This is a genomic window from Oligella sp. HMSC09E12, from assembly GCF_001808505.1.
GTDB classification, from domain to species: domain Bacteria; phylum Pseudomonadota; class Gammaproteobacteria; order Burkholderiales; family Burkholderiaceae_B; genus Oligella; species Oligella urethralis.
The window spans coordinates 61,169-62,129 of record NZ_KV793551.1 but is presented as its reverse complement, the minus strand read 5'-3'; the positions used below and the strand labels follow the sequence as shown (position 1 = coordinate 62,129).

Here is a 961-nt window from a genome sequence, read left to right as displayed (position 1 = left end):
ATCACATCATCAATTTGCTTTAAAAAATTCATGACGGATTGGGGCGCTTTTTTTGCGCCTGACTCAATTTGTTGAATTTCATTTATGCTTAAGCCGGTTTGCTCAGCAACCCACTCAACTGATAAACCAAGCGACTCTCTTAATTCTTTCATTGTTTCCCTCGTTTTAACTTTGCGCTACCCTTGCTTACGGTACTTATCATGTTTATTGTTGATTTGTTTCCCGCTTGATCAAATAGCTTTTAAATTGGCGTCTGTTTTCTTAATGTTTTTATATTGTTCCGTTATGTTAAGTATTTTTTGAAGTTTTTCGAACTATCAATAATATTACTAACAACTCGTTCAATTTCTTGCTCACTAATGCGATAGCCTATGTGTTCAGCGTCAATATCATGCTCATTACATTCAATTTCTACCACATTTTCGTTTTCGTCAACATCTAAATAAGCAAAAACTTTCGTTATAGAGACAAAATCATCTGCATTAATGATTGAGCTATCTATATCTAGCGCCAAGAAGTAATCAACATGAGACAGCTGAGAGTTTGTTGGATCATGGTCACTAACTCTTACAGCCATGCCGTTAACTTCAAAATAAGCACTGCAAGACTGAGCGCTGCCGCCAGTGATAGTTACTTCAACCTCTTGGCTTATTGCATCAATGATTTTTGTAGTGATATTGTCAAGCGTGAAGTACATGTTGATTCCTCTTTTCCGTGTGTGTTAGCCATTAACTTTATTATAGTGCATACACTATAATAAGTCAAGCATTATTTAGCTACTCCCCATGCTCGTAATAAAAATCCAAAAGGCAATTAATCGCCTCGATGCCTGTCATGTTTTTTTCGTCTCGAAAGCGATTCATGCGCTCTCTAGTAGTATCGACTTCCTCAGCAGAACCCTGATATCTCAAGTGCTTCTTTAATCCTTCCTTAAGCATTCTTGAGTTGTGTGCGTTGGCGG

General features: G+C 37.4%; 3 protein-coding genes. All 3 read right to left on the bottom strand.

The genetic code is table 11. From position 1 onward, the window contains the following. Positions 1-152 (bottom strand): helix-turn-helix domain-containing protein (locus HMPREF3179_RS12640; RefSeq protein ID WP_141743432.1); only part of this gene is annotated, 152 nt, incomplete at its 3' end. Positions 153-283: 131 nt separating this feature from the next. Then, positions 284-697 (bottom strand): hypothetical protein, encoded by a 414-nt coding sequence (locus HMPREF3179_RS03375; RefSeq protein WP_070469719.1) that lies wholly within the window; start codon positions 695-697, stop codon positions 284-286. A gap of 79 nt (positions 698-776) precedes the next feature. Then, on the bottom strand, positions 777-961 hold a 185-nt coding region (locus HMPREF3179_RS12375), incomplete at its 5' end, for a hypothetical protein (protein WP_210398747.1).

Bases quoted from the DNA above. Each gene is read 5' to 3' on its own strand.
- HMPREF3179_RS03375 (WP_070469719.1), bottom strand. From the start codon at position 697: ATGTACTTCACGCTTGACAATATCACTACAAAAATCATTGATGCAATA.